This is a genomic window from Vibrio sp. Vb0667 (genome assembly GCF_033391095.1).
The window spans coordinates 1-1,376 of record NZ_JAWPOL010000187.1 but is presented as its reverse complement, the minus strand read 5'-3'; the positions used below and the strand labels follow the sequence as shown (position 1 = coordinate 1,376).

The 1,376-nt window shown below is 48.8% G+C and carries 2 protein-coding genes; both read left to right on the top strand.

Annotation, left to right across the window (positions count from 1 at the left end):
* A partial coding sequence (locus R8269_RS24500; protein WP_318222813.1) for an alpha/beta hydrolase occupies positions 1 to 373 on the top strand: 373 nt, incomplete at its 5' end.
* 98 nt (positions 374 to 471) lie between these two features.
* A partial coding sequence (locus R8269_RS24495; RefSeq protein ID WP_318222812.1) for a sugar kinase occupies positions 472 to 1,376 on the top strand: 905 nt, incomplete at its 3' end.

The window sequence follows — 1,376 nt, the reverse complement described above, 5'->3', positions numbered from 1 at the left end:
CGATTTTTGCGCTTTGATGTACCCGGTGATCAGTATGAACACCGACATTGCGCACATGGGCTCGCGTGCCGAGTTACTGGCTAATTTGGAACGTGAACCTGACCTTCTCCGATTCTCGCTAGAAAAACAGGTGACGTCAGACATGCCGCCTTGTTTTCTTTTACATGCCAGTGACGATACCGCCGTGAGCGTGGAAAACAGCATCGTGTTTTGGCAAGCACTTCGCCAGCACGAAATCGCGACCGAAATGCACTTGTTTGAGCAAGGTAAACACGGTTTTGGTATTCGCGATGCGCAAGGTTTGCCTGTCGCGGCGTGGCCGCAATTGCTCTCTGCATGGCTACAAAATCTGGCCGAGAAAGCATGCAGATAGATCAAGTTCACGAAATAAATGAACCGTTGTTTTATTTTTATTGTTAACTGGTTTTGTAATTGCAATAATGGCGACATCAAATACTGAGGAGACTTCCCATGAACCCAATCAGTCGTGTCGCCATCATCGGCGAATGTATGGTGGAGCTTAAAAAACATGACGGCGTGCTACAGCAAGGTTTTGGCGGTGATACGCTCAATACCGCGGTGTACCTTTCTCGTCTAACCAAACAACACGGGGTCGAAACTTCGTATGTGACGGGATTAGGGCATGATCCGTTTAGTCGTGAAATGCTAACGGCATGGCGTGAAGAGGGGATCAATACGGACATGGTCTACCTTTCTGAAGATAAGTTGCCAGGCATTTACGCGATTGAAACCGCCGAAGATGGCGAGCGTAGCTTCTTTTACTGGCGTAATGATGCGGCGGCAAAATACTGGTTGCGTGAGCGAGCATTGTTGTCGTTGGTGAAAGATCTTTGTCAGCATCAAATGATCTACCTGAGTGGCATTAGCTTGGCGATCATCTCGGACGATTGTCGTCAGATGTTGATTGAGCTGCTAACAATGTGCCGTAAAGAAGGTGTGAAAATCGCATTCGATAACAACTTCCGCCCTAAGCTCTGGCCTAACATCGAGCAAGCTCGTGATTTTTACTCAAAGATCCTCAGCGTCACCGACATGGCATTTTTGACCTTCGATGACGAGGTCATGCTGTGGGGAGATAAGCACGAAGATGAAGCGATCAGCCGCACGAAAAACTTTGGCGTTAAAGAGATCATTGTGAAACGTGGCGCGGACGACTGTTTTGTTGTAACACAAGATCAACAACACACCGTTGCGGCCTTGAAGGTCGATGCTGTGGTGGATACCACGGCGGCGGGTGATTCTTTTAGTGCGGGTTATCTTGCAAAACGAATTTTAGGCGGAGACGTTGCTGAGTCTGCGCTTGCTGGCCACAAAGTGGCTGGCACGGTTATTCAACATCGCGGCGCGATCATTCC